Source organism: Nocardioides marmorisolisilvae, from assembly GCF_003725775.1.
In the GTDB taxonomy this organism is placed as follows: Bacteria; Actinomycetota; Actinomycetes; order Propionibacteriales; family Nocardioidaceae; genus Marmoricola; species Marmoricola marmorisolisilvae.
In genome coordinates this window covers 690,272-708,613 of the sequence record NZ_RJSG01000002.1, presented here as the reverse complement: position 1 = coordinate 708,613, position 18,342 = coordinate 690,272, and the positions used below count along the sequence as shown (strand labels likewise).

At 70.4% G+C, this 18,342-nt stretch carries 19 protein-coding genes; 11 read left to right on the top strand and 8 right to left on the bottom strand.

The window, feature by feature from the left end:
* Positions 1-16: 16 nt before the first annotated feature.
* Together EFL95_RS07240 and leuS are read right to left on the bottom strand one after the other, a co-directional pair.
* Positions 17-898 carry a DegV family protein gene (locus tag EFL95_RS07240; RefSeq protein ID WP_123233352.1) on the bottom strand — a complete coding sequence of 294 codons (882 nt, stop codon included), beginning with the start codon at positions 896-898 and terminating at the stop codon, positions 17-19.
* A 65-nt stretch (positions 899-963) separates the two neighbouring features.
* Positions 964-3,450, bottom strand: coding sequence for a leucine--tRNA ligase (gene leuS / locus EFL95_RS07235; protein ID WP_123233351.1), 2,487 nt, complete (start codon positions 3,448-3,450; stop codon positions 964-966).
* A 260-nt stretch (positions 3,451-3,710) separates the two neighbouring features.
* Between leuS and EFL95_RS07230 the strand changes: the two genes are divergently transcribed.
* The 4 genes from EFL95_RS07230 to EFL95_RS07215 are packed head-to-tail and all read left to right on the top strand — an operon-like array spanning position 3,711 to position 6,780.
* A complete protein-coding gene (locus EFL95_RS07230; RefSeq protein WP_183407075.1) occupies positions 3,711-4,841 on the top strand; it encodes an N-acetyltransferase DgcN family protein in 1,131 nt (376 codons plus the stop codon).
* Positions 4,838-6,040 (top strand): alanine/ornithine racemase family PLP-dependent enzyme, encoded by a 1,203-nt coding sequence (locus EFL95_RS07225; RefSeq protein ID WP_123233350.1) that lies wholly within the window; start codon positions 4,838-4,840, stop codon positions 6,038-6,040. Before EFL95_RS07230 ends, EFL95_RS07225 begins: the two co-directional genes overlap by 4 nt.
* Positions 6,018-6,494, top strand: coding sequence for a class I SAM-dependent methyltransferase (locus EFL95_RS07220; protein ID WP_221176345.1), 477 nt, complete (start codon positions 6,018-6,020; stop codon positions 6,492-6,494). The genes EFL95_RS07225 and EFL95_RS07220 overlap by 23 nt, the downstream gene beginning before the upstream one ends.
* Positions 6,495-6,537: 43 nt before the next feature.
* The gene (locus tag EFL95_RS07215; RefSeq protein WP_123233348.1) at positions 6,538-6,780 is read left to right on the top strand and encodes a DUF1272 domain-containing protein; all 243 of its coding nucleotides are present in this window, start codon (positions 6,538-6,540) and stop codon (positions 6,778-6,780) included.
* On the opposite strand, the gene EFL95_RS07210 is transcribed toward EFL95_RS07215, so the two are convergent.
* Entirely contained in the window at positions 6,777-6,965 is a 189-nt protein-coding gene (locus EFL95_RS07210) for a hypothetical protein (RefSeq protein WP_123233347.1), read from the bottom strand. The two genes, EFL95_RS07215 and EFL95_RS07210, sit on opposite strands and share 4 nt — an antisense overlap.
* Before the next feature lie 121 nt (positions 6,966-7,086).
* On the opposite strand from EFL95_RS07210, the gene EFL95_RS07205 reads away from it, so the two are divergent.
* Together EFL95_RS07205 and EFL95_RS07200 are read left to right on the top strand one after the other, a co-directional pair.
* The gene (locus EFL95_RS07205; protein WP_123233346.1) at positions 7,087-7,854 is read left to right on the top strand and encodes an SDR family NAD(P)-dependent oxidoreductase; all 768 of its coding nucleotides are present in this window, start codon (positions 7,087-7,089) and stop codon (positions 7,852-7,854) included.
* The gene (locus EFL95_RS07200; protein ID WP_123233345.1) at positions 7,854-8,678 is read left to right on the top strand and encodes a DinB family protein; all 825 of its coding nucleotides are present in this window, start codon (positions 7,854-7,856) and stop codon (positions 8,676-8,678) included. The genes EFL95_RS07205 and EFL95_RS07200 overlap by 1 nt, the downstream gene beginning before the upstream one ends.
* A 31-nt stretch (positions 8,679-8,709) precedes the next feature.
* Here the strand turns inward: EFL95_RS07200 and EFL95_RS07195 are convergent, their stop codons facing one another.
* Positions 8,710-9,090, bottom strand: coding sequence for a DUF1304 domain-containing protein (locus EFL95_RS07195; protein ID WP_123233344.1), 381 nt, complete (start codon positions 9,088-9,090; stop codon positions 8,710-8,712).
* A 21-nt stretch (positions 9,091-9,111) separates the two neighbouring features.
* Positions 9,112-10,065 (bottom strand): AraC family transcriptional regulator, encoded by a 954-nt coding sequence (locus tag EFL95_RS07190; RefSeq protein WP_123233343.1) that lies wholly within the window; start codon positions 10,063-10,065, stop codon positions 9,112-9,114.
* Between the two features lie 81 nt (positions 10,066-10,146).
* Here EFL95_RS07190 and EFL95_RS07185 point away from each other — a divergent pair, with 81 nt between their 5' ends.
* The gene (locus EFL95_RS07185) at positions 10,147-11,598 is read left to right on the top strand and encodes a flavin-containing monooxygenase (RefSeq protein ID WP_123233342.1); all 1,452 of its coding nucleotides are present in this window, start codon (positions 10,147-10,149) and stop codon (positions 11,596-11,598) included.
* Positions 11,599-11,608: 10 nt separating this feature from the next.
* Positions 11,609-12,160: a sugar O-acetyltransferase gene (locus EFL95_RS07180; RefSeq protein WP_221176344.1), complete on the top strand. Its 552-nt coding sequence runs from the start codon at positions 11,609-11,611 to the stop codon at positions 12,158-12,160.
* Between the two features lie 4 nt (positions 12,161-12,164).
* Here EFL95_RS07180 and EFL95_RS07175 read toward each other — a convergent pair whose 3' ends face one another.
* Both EFL95_RS07175 and EFL95_RS07170 read right to left on the bottom strand, forming a co-directional pair.
* Positions 12,165-13,151 carry a glycosyltransferase family 2 protein gene (locus EFL95_RS07175; protein ID WP_123233341.1) on the bottom strand — a complete coding sequence of 329 codons (987 nt, stop codon included), beginning with the start codon at positions 13,149-13,151 and terminating at the stop codon, positions 12,165-12,167.
* A gap of 13 nt (positions 13,152-13,164) precedes the next feature.
* On the bottom strand, positions 13,165-13,494 hold the full coding sequence (locus EFL95_RS07170; protein WP_123233340.1) for a DUF2834 domain-containing protein: 330 nt from the start codon (positions 13,492-13,494) through the stop codon (positions 13,165-13,167).
* Positions 13,495-13,596: 102 nt separating this feature from the next.
* Here EFL95_RS07170 and EFL95_RS07165 point away from each other — a divergent pair, with 102 nt between their 5' ends.
* The 3 genes from EFL95_RS07165 to EFL95_RS07155 are packed head-to-tail and all read left to right on the top strand — an operon-like array spanning position 13,597 to position 17,490.
* The gene (locus EFL95_RS07165) at positions 13,597-15,297 is read left to right on the top strand and encodes a PEP-utilizing enzyme (RefSeq protein ID WP_123233339.1); all 1,701 of its coding nucleotides are present in this window, start codon (positions 13,597-13,599) and stop codon (positions 15,295-15,297) included.
* Positions 15,294-16,112, top strand: coding sequence for a PEP/pyruvate-binding domain-containing protein (locus tag EFL95_RS07160; RefSeq protein WP_123233338.1), 819 nt, complete (start codon positions 15,294-15,296; stop codon positions 16,110-16,112). The genes EFL95_RS07165 and EFL95_RS07160 overlap by 4 nt, the downstream gene beginning before the upstream one ends.
* Positions 16,105-17,490, top strand: a complete 1,386-nt coding sequence (locus EFL95_RS07155; RefSeq protein WP_123233337.1) for an MFS transporter — start codon at positions 16,105-16,107, stop codon at positions 17,488-17,490. Before EFL95_RS07160 ends, EFL95_RS07155 begins: the two co-directional genes overlap by 8 nt.
* Here the strand turns inward: EFL95_RS07155 and EFL95_RS07150 are convergent.
* Positions 17,474-18,340 (bottom strand): TIGR03619 family F420-dependent LLM class oxidoreductase, encoded by an 867-nt coding sequence (locus EFL95_RS07150; RefSeq protein ID WP_123233336.1) that lies wholly within the window; start codon positions 18,338-18,340, stop codon positions 17,474-17,476. The two genes, EFL95_RS07155 and EFL95_RS07150, sit on opposite strands and share 17 nt — an antisense overlap.
* Positions 18,341-18,342 lie beyond the last annotated feature (2 nt).

The window sequence follows — 18,342 nt, the reverse complement described above, 5'->3', positions numbered from 1 at the left end:
GCCTCGCCTGTGGAGATCAGGCCTCGTCAGAGTCCTTGTGGACGGTTCGCCGAGCGACGCTGACCGCCACCATGCCCGGCCCGACGTGCGCGCCGAGCACGGCGCCGATCTCGCCAACCGCGACCTCGCGTCCGTCGAGTCCCTCGGCAAGACGCGTCGTCAGCTTCTCGGCGAGGGTCTCGGCCCGCTCCGGGCTCGCCAGGTGCGCGACTGCGACGTCGACCTCGGCCTCACCGGCCGCGGCGACAGCGAGCTCCTCGAGACGGCTCAACGCCTTGCCCGCCGTTCGGACGCGTTCGAACGGCCCGATCCGACCGTCCTCGACCTTCAGGATCGGCTTCACCGCCAGCGCCGAGCCGAGCAGCGCGCCGACCGCACCGACCCGGCCGCCGCGACGCAGGTACTCCAGGGTGTCGACGTAGAAGAGCGAGGTCGTCGCAGAGGCGCGCTGCTTCGCAGCCTCCGCGACAGCAGAGGCATCCGCGCCGGCGTCACGCGCCTCGACCGCGGCGAGCACGGCGAAGCCGGTACCCATGCCGACCTGGCGCGAGTCCACCGGGACGACCGGGATCGGTGAACGCTTCGCGGCGAGCTGGGCCGACTCGAACGTCCCGGACAGATCGGCCGAGAGGTGGATCGAGACGATGCCGGTCGCACCCTCGGACGCCAGCCGCTCGTAGACCTCGAGCATCTCGTCCGGGTTTGGCCGGGAGGTGCTCACCGGCCGGAACGAGCGCAGCGCCTCGGCCAGCATCGCCGGGGTCGCACCGCCCTCGACGCCCTCGTCGAAGGACTCCGCGCCGATCACGACCTGGAGCGGCACCACCGTCACGCAGCACTTCGACGCGACCTCGGGCGTCAGCGACGCCGTCGAGTCGGTGACGAGAGCGAGGGACATGGGTGGAGCCTAGAGGTTTCGACAGGCTCAACCAACGAAGGAACAGGCTCAACCAACAAGCCGCGTCACAGGACGATGTTGACCAGCTTGGGCGCGCGCACGATCACCTTGCGCACCTCGGCCCCGTCGATCGCCCGCTGCACGGCCTCGTCCGCCAGCGCGGCGGCCTCCAGGTCGGCCTCGGAGATGTCCGGGGACACCTCCAGGCGGCCGCGGACCTTGCCCTGTACCTGGACCACCGCGGTGACGGTGTCCTCGACCAGCAGCGCCGGGTCGACCTCGGGCCACGAGGAGCGCGCGACACCGGGCTGGTGCCCCAGCCGCTCCCACATCTCCTCGGCCGTGTACGGCGCGACCAGGGACAGCAGCATCGCGACGACCTCGGCAGCCTCCCGGACAGCCGGGTCGGTCGGGCCCGCGCCCGAGTCGATGGTCTTGCGGGTGGCGTTCACCAGCTCCATCACCCGGGCGATCATCACGTTGAACCGGTAGGACTCGACCAGCTCGGCGGCGTCGGTCAGCGTGCGGGCGGTCTGCTTGCGCAGCGCGACGTCGCCGCCCTCAGCGACGAACGGCGTACCGGCCGTCGACGTGACGTCACCGCTCAGCCGCCAGGCGCGCTGCAGGAAGCGCAGCGAACCGCCGGGCGACATCTCCGCCCAGTCGATGTCGTCCTCCGGCGGCCCCGCGAAGACCAGGGTCAGCCGAACCGCGTCCACCCCGAACTCCGCAAGTTGGTCCCCCAGACTGACGCCGTTGCCCAGCGACTTGCTCATCTTCTTGCCACGGTTGATGACGAAGCCCTGGTTCAGCTGAGCGGCGAACGGCTCGCGGAAGTCCAGCAGCCCCATGTCGGCCAGCACCTTGGTGAAGAACCGGGCGTACAGCAGGTGCAGCACCGCGTGCTCGACGCCACCGACATAGATGTCGCAGGGCATCCAGGCGTTGACCAGCGCCGAGTCGAAGGCCTGGGTGTCGTCGTTCGGCGAGCAGTAGCGCAGGAAGTACCAGGACGAGTCCACGAAGGTGTCCATGGTGTCGGAGTCCCGGGTCGCCGGGCCGCCACAGCTCGGGCAGTCGACGTTGACCCAGTCGGTCGCCGCGGCCAGCGGCGAGACGCCCTTCGGCTTCAGGTCGGCGCCCTTCAGCTCGGGCAGCTCCAGCGGCAGCTGGTCGTAAGGAACCGGGACCTCGCCGCACGTGTCGCAGTGGATGATCGGGATCGGCACGCCCCAGTAGCGCTGGCGGCTCAGCAGCCAGTCGCGCAGCCGGAAGTTGACCGTCCCGCGACCGGTACCCGACTGCTCCAGGAATGCGATCGTCGCGCTCTTGGCCTCAGCGACAGGCATTCCGTTGATGTCCAGGCCGCTCGCCGTTCCGGTGGCCGGCGAGTTGATCGCCGCACCCTCCCCGTTGTAGGCCTCACCGTCCCAGTCCGCCGGCGGCTCGGTGGTCCGGATGATCGGCAGCTCGAACTTGGTGGCGAACTCCCAGTCACGCTGGTCGCCGCCGGGCACGCCCATCACGATGCCGGTGCCGTAGTCGGCCAGCACGTAGTCCGTCGCCCAAACCGGGATCTCGTCGCCGGTGACAGGATTGGTCGCGGTGATGCCCAGGTCGACGCCGGTCTTGGGACGGTCGGTCGCCAGACGCTCGATGTCGGAGGCCGCGCGGATCTCCTCGCGGTAGGCCTCGAAGGCCGCCCGCTGCCCGTCGGTGACCAGCTCCTCGGCCGCCGCCGAGTCGACGGCAACCACCATGAAGGTCGTTCCGAAGATGGTGTCCGGGCGCGTGGTGAACACCGTCAGCGGCTCGTCACGACCGGCGATCCTGAAGTCCAAGTGCGCACCCTCGGACCGGCCGATCCAGTTGCGCTGCGCAGTGACGACCCGGTCGGGCCAGGTCGGCGCCAGCACGTCCAGGTCGTCCAGCAGCTCCTGGGCGTACTCGGTGATCTTGAAGTACCACTGGGTCAGCTCGCGCTTGGTGACCTCCGCGCCGCAGCGCTCGCACTTGCCGTCGACGACCTGCTCGTTGGCCAGAACGGTCTGGTCGTTCGGGCACCAGTTGACCGGCGAGTTCTTGCGGTAGGCCAGTCCGCGCTCACGGAACTTCAGGAACAGCCACTGGGTCCAGCGGTAGTACTCGGGGTCGGAGGTGTGCAGCCGGCGCGACCAGTCGAAGGCGATGCCGTACTTCTTGAACGAGTGGTACTGGGTCTCGATGTTCGCGTAGGTGTACTCCGCAGGGTGGGCGTCGTTGCGGATCGCGGCGTTCTCCGCAGGCAGGCCGAACGAGTCCCAGCCCATCGGGTTCATGACCTCGTAGCCACGCAGCCACCAGTAGCGCGCGATGACGTCGTGCAGGGCCATCACCTCGGCGTGACCCATGTGCAGGTCGCCGCTGGGGTAGGGGAACATCGTCAGCGGGTAGCGCTTCTCCTTCGGGGAGGCGTCGTCCGCCCGGAACGGGTCGAGCTCGTCCCACACCGGCAGCCACTTGGCCTCGGTGGCGTGGACGTCGTACCCGACCTGCTCGTCTCGCTCGCTCATCTGTCCTTCTCCGAAGTCTGTGGGAGGTGTCCTGGCATGAAAAAGCCCCTCGCGCAGAGGGGCAGCCGCAACGCGTTCACGCGCTGCGGCTAGGTAAGGAGCAGGAACCTCATGCACCCATGCTACCGCCGGACGGTCCCGGCGGATGCAAGGGAATGACCCGGCAGCAGTTACCCTGATCAAGTCGGCACTCTTGCCGCCCCTCAGGGCAGACGTCTTCTCGATCGTCGCCTCCTCTGAGACTTCTTCAGAGGAACGTCATGACGCTCACCAGCGGTTCGTCCGTGTTCGACCCTGCCCTGCCTGCCGGCTCCACCGCGATCGTGTACTGCGAGGACCAGTTCGGCGAGCAGGACGGCAAGACCGCCAACGGGCTGGTCCGGCACTCGCAGAAGTACGAGATCCTCAGCGTCCTGGACAGCCGGCACGCCGGTCTCGACTCCGGTGCGTTCCTCGACGGTGTCGCCAACGGGATCCCGGTGCTGGCCGACCTGCACCAGGCGATCGCCCATGCCGGCCACGTCCCCGACTACCTGATCTGCGGCGTCGCACCTGCCGACGGCCTGCTGTCAGATGCCCAGCGCGTCGTGCTGCTCGACGGTATCGCCCGCGGTATGCACATCATCAACGGCCTGCACGAGTTCCTCAACGACGACGCCGAGTTCGTCGCGGCGGCCCTGCTCGCCCAGGTCACCATCACCGATGTACGCCGCCCCAAGGATACCCGTGACCTGCACCTGTTCTCCGGCCGGATCTTCGACGTCACCTGCCCGAAGATCGCCGTCCTCGGCACCGACGGCGCGATCGGCAAACGCACCACGGCCACGTTGCTCGTCCAGGCGATGAACGCGCACGGGATCAGGGCCGTGATGGTCGGCACCGGCCAGACCACCCTGATCCAGGGCGGCAAGTACGGCGCCGCGCTGGACGCCCTGGTCCCCCAGTTCATCTCCGGCGAGGTCGAGCACCAGATGGTCCTCGCCTTCGAGAACGAGAGTCCGGACGTCATCGTCGTGGAGGGCCAGGGTGCACTCAGCCACCCGGCGTACCTCTCCTCCGGCCACATCCTGCGTGGCAGCCGCCCCGACGGGGTGATCGTGCAGCACGCTCCGAAGCGCCGGGTGCTCGGCGACTTCCCGATGATGCCGATGCCCACCGCGGCCAGCGAGATCAAGCTGATCGAGGCGTTCGCCGATACCCGGGTCATCGGCGTCACGATCAACCACGAGGAGATGAGCCCGGACGAGATCGACGACGCGATCGCCGTCCACAGACTCGAGCTCGGCCTCCCGGTCACCGACCCGCTGACCCGGCCGGCCGCTGACCTCGTGGAGATGGTGCTGGCCGCGTTCCCCGAGCTGGCACCGGAACTCACCACGGTCCGCTCATGAGCGCGCCCCGGGTCGAGATCGACCTGGACAAGATCGAGCAGAACACCCGGACGCTGGTCGACCGGCTCACCCCGCGCGGTATCCGGGTCACCGGGATCACCAAGGCGACCCTCGGCTCTCCGGGCATCGGCGCAGCGATGGTCAGCGGCGGGGCTGTCGGCCTGGGCGACTCCCGTCTCCAGAACCTGTCCCGTCTGGCCGGGCTGGGCGGGTCGACGTCACGCACGTTGATCCGCTCACCGATGCTCAGCCAGGCGGGCCAGGTCGTCCGTGTCGCGAACGCCAGCCTGAACACCGAGCGCGCGGTCCTGGACGCCTTGGGGGCCGCAGCGGTCCGGTACCGGCGTACCCATGACGTGGTCCTGATGGTCGAGCTCGGAGATCTGCGCGAGGGCATCCCGGCTGACGAGCTCCTGGCTGCCGCCGGCTCCGTCCTGGATCGACCGGCGCTGCGACTCGTCGGGATCGGCACCAACCTCGCCTGCCAGAACGGCGTCGTGCCCGACGACGCGAACATGGGCGAGCTCACCCGGCTGGCGCTGCAGGTCGAGCACGCCCACGGTGTTTGCCTGGAGATCGTCTCGGGCGGCAACTCCGCCAACCTGGGCTGGGCGATGACGACAGCGGATGTCGGCAGGATCGACGAGCTGCGACTGGGTGAGGCGATCCTGCTCGGGACCGAGCCGCTGCACCGTACGCCGATCGACGGACTGCACACCGACGCTTTCCGGCTCTACGCCGAGGTGATCGAGGTGCGGGAGAAGCCCGCCCAACCCTGGGGCGACCGGGCGCAGACCGCCTTCGGCGAGTTCCCCGAACGCACCGGGACCGGAACCGTGCGACAAGCGATCCTCGCCGTCGGTCGACACGATGTCGACCCCGAGGGCTTGATCCCGCCGGCGGGGATCACGATGCTCGGGGCCAGCAGCGACCACCTGGTCCTCGACGTGGGAGATCACCCGATCGCGGTCGGCGACGAGGTCGAGCTTGCGCTCGGGTACGGCGCCCTGGTGCGCGCGATGACTTCCCCGTTCGTGACCCACATCGAGCACCAACGCCTCCAGGCCATGGCACCATCAGCGGGTGCCGTCGAAGAACATGAACCGGTTCCACCGCTGGTACTGCGGGACCGGCCACTGGCGACGGCACCTGACCGGCGGGATCCTGCCGCAGGTCGTGGCCGACCAGGACCTCGGTGACCACGTCCTGGAGCTCGGTCCCGGGCGCGGCGCCAGCACCGCCTGGTTGAAGGACCGCTTCCCGACCCTGACCAGCCTCGAGCTCGACCCGGACCTGGCGGCCGACCTGGCCGAGCGGTTCGACGACGTCGCGGTGATCCACGGCAGTGCGACCTCGATCCCGTTCGAGCCGGCCGCATTCTCCGCGGTCGTCTGCACCACGATGCTGCACCACGTGCCGACGGCCGACCTCCAGGACCGACTGTTCGCCGAAGCGCGGCGGGTACTCACGCCGGGTGGTGTGTTCGCGGGCTCGGACAGCCTCTCGACCCCGGTCTTCCGGCTCGCCCATCATGGGGACGTGATGAACGTGGTCGACCCCGAGGCCTTGCCCGAGCGGCTGGCGGCGGCTGGGTTCACCGATATCGAGGTCCGGCGCGGGTCGGACTTCTTCACCTTCCGAGCGGGGATCTGATGCTGGAGCTAAGACCCCACCCCCGGCACAGAGCGGAGCCGAAGTGCTCGACCTGAGACCCAACTGCGAGTGCTGCGACGTCGACCTCGGTGCCGATGCCGCCGACGCCATGATCTGCACCTACGAGTGCACCTTCTGCGCGCACTGCGTCGAGCACTGCCTCGGCGAGGTCTGCCCGAACTGCGGCGGCAATTTCTCCTCCCGCCCGATCCGGCCCGCCGGTCTGCTCGAGAAGGACCCACCGAGCATCGAGCGCGTCTTCCAGGCGGGCCTGCACCGCGACTAGCGAGGAACGGGCGAGGGGTTCAACCGCACCGGGCCGACCAGCGGGACCCGAGCCTTGCGGCGGGCTCGTTCGCGCCGTTCGCGGGCCGGTTTCAGCACCAGCGCGAGCCGGCGCTCATCCGCCAGGGCGATCATCTCGACGCGACGCTGGGCGAACGCCTGCGGGTCGAGCTCGAAGTTGCACATCCTGACCTCCAGCGGACCGGTTCCGCATCCGCTGCGGGCGGCCCGCGTTCGATGCTACGCCCGGTTCCGACCCACGGCGATGGTGTGTGACCCCCGATCCCCGATCCGGCATGATGCGCCCATGACTGAAGGAATCAACGACCTGTTCCGTCTGGACGGCAAGGTTGCGATCGTCACCGGCGCGTCCTCGGGACTGGGCGTCGCCTTCGCCCAGGCGCTGGCGGAGGCCGGGGCCGACGTCGCCCTCGGCGCCCGTCGGGTCGAGCGGCTCGCCGAGACCGCCGCCCTGGTCGAGGGCGCAGGACGCAGAGCACTCTCGGTCGCCACCGACGTCGCGGACCCCGAGTCCTGCAGGGCCCTGGTGAAGGCCGCGATGGACGAGTTCGGACGGGTCGACATCCTGGTCAACAACGCCGGCGTCGGGACCGCCGTCCCCGCGACCGCCGAGAAGCCGGAGCAGTTCCGCGAGGTCATCGACATCAACCTCAACGGTTGCTACTGGATGGCGCAGGCGTGCGGCCGCGTGATGGGCAAGGGTTCCTCGATCATCAACATCTCCTCGGTCCTCGGCATCACCACCGCCGGTCTCCCCCAGGCCGCGTACGCCGCGAGCAAGGCCGGCCTGATCGGTCTGACCCGCGACCTGGCCCAGCAGTGGACCGGGCGCAAGGGCATCCGGGTCAACGCGATCGCACCCGGCTTCTTCGCCTCCGAGATGACCGAGCAGTACCCGCCCGGCTACCTGGAGAAGCAGCAGGAGCGGATCCCGATGGCCCGCAAGGGCGACCCGCGTGAGCTCGCCGCGACCGTCGTCTACCTGGCATCGGACGCCGCCGGGTACGTCACCGGCCAGACGCTGCCCGTAGACGGTGGGATGACGATCACCTGATGGCGTCGACCACGGGGGTTTACGACGAGCTCGTCTTCACGACCGGGGACGAGCTCTGGGACCGGGTGCACCAGGCACACCGGCGCTTCGCCGCACTTCTCTCGGTGACACCGGGCAAGACCGAGCTCAAGGGCTCCTACTGGAACGCCGCCCAGGTCGCCGGCCACGTGCTCAACGTGCTGAACCGGTACACCGATCGCGACATCACCAGCCGCGAGGGGTTGAGCGCGGAGGGCTCCGGCGTCACCCAGCAGAACGACGCCGAGCTCGAGGCCCTGGGCCAGTACAGCGTCGCGGAAGTCCTCGACCGCACCTGGCAGGCGCTGGCCGACATCGAGAAGAAGCTGCCGCGGGACATGGATCTGCACCAGCGGTTCCCCTTCCACGGCGGCCAGGAGTTCGACGGAGCAGCCGCCTTGTCCAACCTCGTGGGCGAGTTCCTGATCCACGGGCGGGACGTCGCACTGGCGCGCGGCAAGCAGTGGAAGATCGGCAGCCGGAACGCGGCGATGGTGCTGGCCACCGGGTTCCAGGTCGCTCCGGGCTACGTGCGCGCGGACGCGCCTGGCGACCTCAAGCTCGAGATCCGGACCCCGGAGACGAACGCGTGGGTGCTCGATCTGGTCGACGGCGAGCTGACCAGCCGCAAGGCCGGTCGACGCGAGGGGGCCGACGTGATCGTCTACGGGCGGACCGAGGCGTTGCTGCTGAACCTGTACGGCCGGTTCGGTCTCGGCCGCGCCACGCTGCACGGGATCACGGTCGTCGGCGGTCGGCGGCCGTGGCGGATCGCCCGCCTGCCGCGGACGTTCCTGGTGCCCTAGATTTCGAGGCTCGCTGGCGCTCGCACCTCAATCAGCGAAGCGCCCAGATCGCCAGCGCGATCAGACCCAGAGCCGGGAACGTCCCCTGGACGACGGCGCCGCGAGCCTTGCTGCTGTCCGAGGTGATGAGTACCAGTGCGGCGGCCACCATGGAACCCGTCGCGAGCGTCACCAGCGCGACCCCCGCGTCCCGGTTCGAGTCCATCAGCGCGATCCCGACGCCGGTGCCGATGGCCAGGAAGAGGTTGTACCAACCCTGGTTGTAGAACAGGGACTTCATCAGCGCGGCGTCCTCGGCCCCGATCCCGAACGCCTTGCGGCCGGTGGTCTCGAAGACGATCGCCTCGATCCAGAAGATGTAGACGTGGGTCAGGGCGGCGAGCCCGGCGAAGACGCAGGCGACGGTCAACATGGCCCTGAGTATGCACCTTCCCTACGCGCGCACGCGGCCCGTCGGCGTGCTCCCGTGCCAACGTCGGTGGGCAGCGATGAAGCTCGACGCCTCGGCGTACCCCAGCCGGTGGGCGACCTCCTCGACGCTCAGCGCCCCCGAGCCGAGCAGCTGCCCGGCCAGAGCTGACCGCACCTGGTCCAGGAGTACCTGGAACGAGGTGCCGTCGGCCGCGAGCCGACGACGAAGCGTCCGGTCGCTGAGCCCCAGACCTGCGGCCACCCCACCCAGCGACGGGTCGAAGGCCAGCCGCTGGGCGATCAGCACCCGGACCTGCTGCGCCAGCCCGCTGCCGTCGCGCCGGCGCGAGGCCAGGTCGGCGCACAACTGCTCGCACAGGGCCTGGGTGGTCGGATTCGCCTGCGGCAGCGGCCGCTCGAGGAGCTCGGCGGGGAACGCGAGGGTCCGGCGCTGCACCGAGAGAACCGTCGGCAACGGGCCGGCGACGGTCTCGGCCATCATCGTCTCGATCGCCGCCAGGTCACGCTCCACGAGGAACTCGCGGACATCGGCCGGCAAGGTCTCGGCGTCGAGCTCGACGAGCACCTGGTCCCCCTCGAGCCGGACCTGCGGGATCACGAAGATGTAGGTGAGGTCGAGGAAGCGCAGCGCGACGGTGATCGCGTCCAGCACGGTCCGACTGGAGAGCAGCGCGTAGCCGAAGATGCCGAACGCCGAGAGGTGGTACCGGCGGCCGACCGCGATCCCGTCCGCGTGCCCGGCGCCGATCAGGTTCCGCACCACCCGCAGCTCCTGGGCGGCGGTCACCTCGCGATCGAGGTCGCGCAGGTCGGCAACGCTCAGGCCGGTCCCGGCGAGGACGGCCGTCGCCGCCAGTCCCCGCTCGCCGGCGTACTCCACCAGCACCGCGATGCCGCCGACACCGCGCGCGAAGTCCCAGTCCCGGGTGACCGGTTCGGGCAGCGTCGGCGTCACCCGCCAAGTATGGCCTGAATTCTCAATTCGGTGGCCGCTCTGCACTCGGCGTACGCGGCGGGTGTTCCCTACCGTCGTCCCATGACCTCACCGCGGATCCTCATCATCGGCGCCGGCTTCGGTGGCCTCGGCACGGCCATCGAGCTGCTCGACCACGGCTTCACCGACGTCACGATCCTGGAGAAGGCCGAGGACCTCGGCGGGGTGTGGCGCGACAACACCTACCCGAACGCCGCCTGCGACGTGCCGTCCTCGCTGTACTCGTGGTCGTTCGCGCCCAAGCCCGACTGGCCGCGGCGCTACTCCGGCCAGGCCGACATCCTCGGCTACATCCGGGCCGTCGCCGACGAGCGCGGCCTGACCGAGCGGATCCGCACCGGGGTCGAGGTCACGGCTGCCTCCTACGACGACGCGACGGCGACCTGGAGGGTCGAGACCGCGGACGGCGACACCTACGACGCCGAGTTCCTGGTCTCCGCGGTCGGCCAGCTCTCGCGCCCGGTGATCCCCGAGATCCCCGGGGCGGACTCGTTCGCCGGCCCCGCGTTCCACTCCGCGCAGTGGGACCACGACGTCGACCTGCGCGGCAAGCGGGTCGCCGTGCTCGGCACCGGCGCGAGCGCGATCCAGTTCGTGCCCGGGATCCAGCCCGTCGCCGGCGCGGTCACCGTCTTTCAGCGGTCGGCGCCGTACGTCGTCCCCAAGGCTGACCGCGCCTACACCCGCACCCACCAGCGCACCTTCGCCCGGTACCCGCGCAGCCAGGCGTTCGGCCGCAAGCTCACCTGGGTGATGTCCGAGCAGCTCAACAAGTCGCTGGTCGGCACGAACCCGATGAAGAAGGTGCTCGAGGCCGCCTGGAAGGTGCACCTGCGCCGCCAGATCCCCGACCCCGAGCTGCGGGCCAAGCTGCGTCCGGACTACCCCATCGGGTGCAAGCGGCTGCTGTTCTCCAACGACTGGTACCCGGCGCTCGCGGCCGAGAACGTCGACGTCGTGACCGAGCACGTCGTCGAGGTGCTGCCCGACGCGGTACGCACCGCGGACGGCGTCGTGCACCCGTGCGACGTGATCATCTACGGCACCGGCTTCGCCGCGACCGAGTTCCTCGCGCCGATGAAGATCACCGGCAGCCACGGCGCCGACCTCAACGAGGTCTGGGCCGAGGGCGCCCGCGCCTACCTGGGCATCTGCCTGCCCGGCTTCCCGAACTTCGGCATCGTCTACGGCCCGAACACCAACCTGGGCGGCAGCTCGATCATCAACATGATGGAGTCGCAGTCGGCATTCATCCGCCAGCTGGTCGAGGTGGCGGCTGCGACCGGGAGCGTCGCGGTCCGCGAGGACGCCGCCTCCACGTTCGACACCGAGGTCCAGCAGCGTCTGGCCGCCAGCGTCTGGGGCGGGTGCAGCAGCTGGTACCGCGACGAGGGTGGTCGGGTGACGACCAACTGGCCCGGGACGGTCGTGGAGTACAAGGCGCGCACCGAGACCCTGGACCTCGCCGACTTCGAGGTCGCCGCCCCGGCCTAGTCTCGGGAGCATGAGCGAACGCACCGCACGGGAGAAGATGCTGGCCGGCGAGCCCTACTTCGCCGACGACCCAGAGCTGGTCGCCGCGGCCCGCCGGGCGCGCGAGCTGATGACCGAGTACAACTCCGCCCGCGAGCTCGTCCGTCCCGGCATCCTCAAGGAGCTCCTCGGCTCGGTCGGCGAGGACGTCGCCATCCGCCCACCCCTGTACGTCGACTACGGCACCCAGCTCACCGTGGGCGACCGGGTCTTCGCGAACTTCGGTCTGACCGCGCTGGACTGCGCCCCGATCACGATCGGTGACGACACCCAGATCGGCCCGCACGTCCAGCTGCTCACCCCGACGCACCCGCTGGACGCGGACGAGCGCCGCAGCAAGGTCGAGGCGGCCGGTCCGATCACGATCGGCGCCAACGTCTGGATCGGCGGCGGCGCGATCGTGCTGGCCGGCGTCACGATCGGCGACAACGCCGTGATCGGCGCCGGGTCGGTGGTCACCAAGGACGTCCCCGCGAACGCGGTCGCCGTGGGGAACCCGGCCCGCGTGATCCGTGAGCTCTGAGGGGTCAGCGGGCGCGGAGCAGGAACCCGGTGCCCCAGGACAGGTGCAGCACCGCGAACGCCACCGGCACGCGTAGCCGGACCGGCCACGGCTGCCCACGGCCCTCGAGAAGCCCGAGCACGATCACCATCGCGAGGTAGCCGACCGGCGCGGCCAGACCGAGCAGCAACCAGCCGCCCAGCAGCGGTGACAGCGCGGCGGCCAGCAGGCCGACCAGGATCGCGAGCACGGTGAGCGGAGGGGCGAGGTAGCGCACGCTGGCGGTGTTGCGGTGCTCCTCGATCACGCGACGGCGCCACCCGCCGGTGCGGAACTGCTGCTGGGCGAACGCCTTCCACGAGGAGCGCGGGTGGTAGCTGACCCCGAGGGCAGGGTCGAACCAGACGAGGTGCCCGGCCTCGCGCAGCCGGTGGTTCAGCTCCCAGTCCTGGGCCCGGATGAAGTGCTCGTCGTACCCGCCGATCTCCTCCAGCGCGGCCCGGCGGAACGCCCCGAGGTAGACGGTCGGCTGGGGTCCGGCCTCGCCGCCGACGTGGAAGGCGGCTCCGCCGATCCCGTACGGCGAGCTCATCGCGACCGCGACCGCGCCCGAGACCGTACCGTCGCCCTCCGGGACCATCCGGCCGCCGACGTTGGCCGCGCCGCTGCTCTCCAGCAGGGCCACGACCGCGGTGAGGTAGTCGTCGGGCAGGAACGCGTGCCCGTCGGCGCGGACCAGGATGTCGTGCCGGGCCGCCGCGATCGCTGCGTTGAGGCCGTGCGGGGTGTACCCGGTCGGGTTCCGGACGACCGTCAGTCGCGGCTCTTTCTCGGCCAGCCTGCTCGCCACGCCCCAGGTGTCATCCTTCGACGGGCCGACCGCGACCACCAGCTCGAAGTCGCCGGCGTAGTCCTGCTCGAAGATCCGCGCGACGCAGGTCTCGAGCGCGGCCTCCTCGTTCAGCACGGTCATGAACACCGAGACCGGGGGGCTGCTCGTGGGGTCGGCCATGGTGGCTCGGAGACTACAGGTCGCGCGCCGCGGCCAGGGTGCGGGTCCGACCGATCAGGAACAGCGGGAAGGCCACGCTGACCGCGACGGTGAACACCAGCACGACGTAGACCCACAGCCAGCGCATCTGGATCCGACGGCCCTCGACCACCATGAAGATCGTCGCCGCGACCGCCACTGCCAGCAGGTCGATCAGGGTGAAGGTCGGTCCGGGGCCCTTGGTGAGGTCACCCAGGCTCCCGGAGCTGGACAGGAAGTCGACGAGGGCCCACTGGGTCCCCACCAACGCGACCAGGGCGATCAGGGCGTAGATCCAGCAGCGAGCCACCTCTGCACGTGTCATGGCCGCACCCTAGTGCCGTAAGGAACCGGTAAGGCGAGGTCTTGCCGCAGGGTGAACGAGAGGTGAACACTCGGGGCAGTCATCGAATCGCCGGGGGGCGTCATGAGCACAGAAGAGTCGATCACCGTCAACGGCCGTGTCTTCGAGCCTCCGGGCAAGGGGCCGTGGGAGCTCGAGGCCACCCACATGAGCCGCCCGGCCACGCTGCTCCTCCAGCAGGCGTTCCGGGACGGGTTCCCGGCCGGCTTCCGGGAGGGCACCTCCCGCTTCGGGTTGCTGCTCTCCCACCTCGAGCCGGGGTTCTCGCAATCGTTCATCTACGCCCAACCCGTGCCGATCGGTGCGCCGGAAGGCGCCATGGGGACACCGCCCAAGCCGGTCCTGCAGCTGGTCAGCCGGATCCACCCCGAGATGCGTCGCCGTCACCGGGTCGCCGAGGCCGCTTTTGCGGGCAAGATCTGGCGCGAGGACCTGGTCCGCTGGGACGAGGTCGACAAGCCCGCCGCGATCGCCCGCCACCGCGAGCTCCAGGCGATCGACGTCGGCTCCCTGGATGCGACCGCTCTGGCCGACAACGTCGACGTGTGCGCCCGGCACCTGGTCGACAGCGTCCAGCTGCACCACAAGTACACGATCCCCGCCTGCATCACCGCGGGTGACTTCTTGGCCGGCGCGTCGGCCTGGACCGGTGCCTCGAGCGGCGAGCTTCTCGGCCTGATGCGAGGACGTTCGGCGATCTCCCGAGGCTTTGCGGCCGAGGAGCTCGACCTCGCCGCCAAGGCGCTGGCCGTCTCCGACAGCGGCCAGGCAGTGCTCACCAGGTCCGGCGCGGCCCAGGACATCCTCGACGAGCTCGCCGCGCACGCCGAGGTCGGGCGCGAGGTGACCGCCTACCTGGACGCCGTCCGCTGGCGCTGCGTCGGGTACGACCCGGGCGAGAAAGCTGCCGGCGAGCTGCCCGAGGCCCTGCTGGAGGCGTTGCGGGTGACGCTCGCCGGCGCGGGTGCACGACCGGACGACGACCTCGGCCTGGACGGGATCCGCTCCCGGGTTCCGGCCGAGCACCGCGACGACTTCGACGACCGCCTGGCCGAGGTCCGGCTGATGTACCGGCTGCGCGACGAGCGCGGCGTGTTCTCCGACGGTTGGGCAGCCGGGATCGTCCGCAGGACGATGCTCGAGGTCGGTCGGCGCCTGGAGCAGTCGGGGCAGCTCCAGCTCGCCGAGCACGCCGTCGAGCTCAGCGCCGCCGAGGCACGCTCTCTCCTGCTCGGCGGCAGCGGACCGTCCGCGTCCGAGGTAGCCGGCCGCTTCACCTGGCGGACCTCGATGACGATCAACGACGCCCCGCCGTTCCTGCGGGCGATGCCTCCCGAGCCGCCGCCCGCGGAGTGGCTCCCCGAGCGGGCACGCCGTGCAGCACTGGCGATCAACACCTTCCTCGGCTCGCTCTTCGGGGTCTCGGACGCACCGAACTCTGAGACCGTCTTGCGGGGTCTCTCGGTCAACACCGGCGTGTACGAGGGACCGGCCCGCCTGGTCGACGGCTCGGAGGACTTCGACAAGATCAAGCAGGGTGACGTCCTGGTGACCCGGATGACCTCGCCGTACTTCAACGTGGTCCTGCCGATGCTCGGCGCGCTCGTCACCGACCGCGGCGGCCAGCTGTGCCACGCCGCGATCGTGGCGCGCGAGTACGGCATCCCCGGGATCGTCGGGACGCGCGAGGCCACGGCCAAGATCACCGACGGCACGCGGGTGCGTGTCGACGGTGCTACCGGTGAAGTGACCATCCTCGGGTGAGCGCCGGCGCACTGCGGCCACTTGAGGACGCCGCCGATCCGGAGGCCTTCGGCGGCAAGTCCGCCCAGCTCTCCGAGGCGCTCCGGGCCGGCCTGCCGGTGCCGTCGGGATACGCGCTCGACTGGACCTCGGTCAACGCGTTCGTCTCCGGCGACAGCAGTGCGTTGACCGACGTGCTCGCGGTCGCGGACGCCTGCCCGTGGGCGGTGCGGTCGAGCGCGATCGGTGAGGACTCCGAGGACGCCTCGTTCGCCGGCACCCACGTCAGCGTGCTGGGGGTGGTCGGCCCCGAGGCCCTGCGGAATGCGGTCCACCAGGTCTTCGACTCGGCCCTGGACGAGAACGCCGCGGAGTACCGGCGGCAGCGCGGCCTCGACCCGGCCCCACGGATGGCGGTGGTGCTGCAGAAGATGGTCGCGGCCGACGTCGCCGGCGTCATGTTCACCCGCAACCCGGTCAGCGGAGCGGACGAGCGGGTGATCGAGGCCAGCTGGGGTCTGGGCGAGATGGTCGTCAGCGGACGCGTCACCCCGGACCAGTACCGGCTGGCCCCCGACGACGGGCACCTCATCGAACGCTGGCCCGGCGAGAAGGACCTCGCCCTGCACCTGCAGGCCGACGGCACGGTGGCGGAGAGCGAGATCACCGGAGAGCTCGTCGAGCGGTGCTGCCTGGACGGCTCCCAGCTCGAAGAGCTGCACGATCTGGCCACGCACTGCGACGAGGTGTTCGGTAGCACCGCGCACGACATCGAGTTCGCCTTCGCCGCCGACCGGCTGCACCTGCTGCAACGTCGGCCGATCACGCATGGCTGATCCCGGCGTCGGCCGCGGCCTGTTCGCGGCACGCCTCACCGCGAGCCTGATGCCGCTGAACTCCACGATGATCGCGGTCGCCGTGCCCTCGATCGCGCACCAGTTCCACCACTCGTCAGCCACCGTCACCCAGGCTCTGGTCGCGACGTACCTGATCGCCGCGATCGCGCTGCAGAGCCCGGGCGGCAAGCTCGGCGACCGGATCGGTCACTGGCGGGTCTTCGCCCTCGGCCAGGGCGCGATCGGCCTCGGCGCGGTCCTCGGGTTCCTGGCGCCCAGCCTCGCCGTCCTCGCGACGTCGCGGATCCTGATGGCCACCGGTGGCGCGCTGGTCGTTCCTGCGACCGTGGCTCTACTGCGGGTCGAGCTCCCGCCAGAGCAGCGCGGACGTGCCTTCGGCTCGTTCGGCGCGACCATGGCTTTCGCCGCCGCCCTGGGCCCGATCCTCGGAGGCGTCCTGGTCGACGCGTTCGGGTGGGAGGCGGTCTTCCTGGCCAACGTCCCGGTGCTGGCCGTCTCCGCGATCTTGGCCGCCAGCGTCCAGCACGTCCGCACCCCGAGCGGGACGGCGGCCTTCGACTGGCCCGGGTCGGCGCTGCTCACCGCCGGGCTGGTGCTGGTGGTCCTGGGCGCCCAGCAGAAGAACGCAGACGCCTGGCCGTTGCTCGCCGTCGGAGCCGTGCTGCTGTGCGGGTTCGGCTGGTGGGAGGGGCGGGCCGGCGACCCGGTCGTCGCGTTCGACCTGTTCCGCTCGCTGCCGTTCACCGCGGGAACGCTGCTGATCGGGCTGCAGAACCTGGTGATGTACGCGCTGCTGTTCGAGCTCCCGCTCGTGCTGGAGAACCGCTTCGACCTGAAGGCGCGCGAGACCGGGCAGCTGCTCATCTTCCTGATGGTCGCGATGGTGCTGCTCTCGCTGGTCGCCGGGCGGCTGACCGACCGCCTCGGACCGCGGCCGCTCGCGGTCACCGGGTCCGCGGTCTGCCTGGCCGGGATCCTCGTGATGCTGCGCTCCGACCTCCACCACTCCGGGGACGTGCGGCTGCCGCTGGCGCTCCTCGGCGTCGGGCTCGGTCTCTCCGGTCCGGCGGCCCAGACGGCTTCCCTGTCGGCGATAGACGCGGCCCGCAGCGGCATGGCGGCGGGCGTCTCCTCGACGATGCGCTACCTCGGCGGCGTGGCCGGCATCGCCCTTCTCGGACGGCTCGTCGACCTCCACGGCAGCCGGGCCGAGGTCCTGCACGAGCACCACACCGTCGTCGCGGTGTTCACCGGCGTGCTCGTCGTCGGCCTCGCCTGCGCCCTCGCTCTGCCCGGACCCGCGGCACGGGCGACCTCCACACCCGTCGAGCAGGTTCCGGTCAGCCCAGAGGCTTGATGATGTCCTCGGCGAAGCGCCGGATGCCGTCGACCTTCTGCTCCACCGTGCAGTCCAGGCCGTGGTAGTAGGCCCACGGCATCGTCCAGGTGTCGGTGACCCCGGCCGCCTCGGCCGCGGCGAAGTGCTCAGGCAGGAACGCGTCGTTCAGCGCGGTGATGAACCGGAAGTCCTGGTCCTCGCGCCCCAGCTCCTTGCGGATCTCGGCCAGCCGCTTGGCGTGCCCGCCGGCCTCCTCGATCGAGTACAGATCACCGATCCAGCCGTCGTGGCGCGCGGCACGGCGCATCCCGATCTCGGAGAGTCCGCCGACGTAGATCGGGATCCGGACGGTGGGCGTCGGCTCCATGACCAGCCGCGGCGTCGGGTAGAACTCGCCGTCGTGGGAGTTCCAACCAGGGCTCCACAGCTCGGCCAGCAGGTCGAGCGCCTCGTCGGTTCGCTTGCCGCGGGTGCCGAAGTCCTCGCCCATCAGCTCGAACTCCTCGCGGCACCAGCCGACCCCGACACCGAGGGCGACCCGGTTGCCGGAGAGCACCGCTGCGGTGCCGACCGACTTGGCGACCTGGTACGGGCTGCGCAGGGCGGCGACGTAGACAGAGGTGTAGAAGTTCAGGTTCGTCGTGACCGCGGACAGCGCGCCAACCAGGACCCACGGGTCCGGCCACGGCGCGTCGTGCTCCCAGCGACGCGCCCCATCGGGCGTGTAGGGGTACGGCGTCTCGAGGCTCTCCAGGTCGACCACGTGGTCCGGGATGGAGAGGGCGTCGTACCCGCACTCGTCGGCCGCCTTGGCGATGGCCACGAGGTGGTCTACGGGTTGGAAGGCGACGCTGATCGAGAACCGCATGG